This window comes from Winogradskyella poriferorum (assembly GCF_050618035.1).
In the GTDB taxonomy this organism is placed as follows: Bacteria; Bacteroidota; Bacteroidia; order Flavobacteriales; family Flavobacteriaceae; genus Winogradskyella; species Winogradskyella poriferorum_A.
The window spans coordinates 1-215 of record NZ_JBODPY010000286.1; the positions used below are offsets into that span (position 1 = coordinate 1).

Sequence of the window (215 nt, forward strand, 5' to 3'; positions counted from 1 at the left end):
AGAGGACGATGTGATGGCTATCCATTACGAAGTTTTGCTGATGGTGGATTTACCTATGGATTTAGTGACCACTTCCCAGTCTATGTTTATCTCATAAAAGAGCCAGAATAAGGAATTAAAAAAAGCATCTTAATTAAGATCCTTTTAATTTTTAACTGAACGAAAGGTTCCAAGGTATCTTTGCTAAGACCAGAAGCAAAGCTAAGCTGTAAAAG

1 protein-coding gene is annotated in these 215 nt (G+C 35.8%); it reads left to right on the forward strand.

The genetic code is table 11. The annotated features are described in order from the left end of the window. A partial coding sequence (locus ACRHOC_RS15785) for a hypothetical protein (protein WP_431159514.1) occupies positions 1 to 111 on the forward strand: 111 nt, incomplete at its 5' end. Positions 112 to 215: the final 104 nt, after the last annotated feature.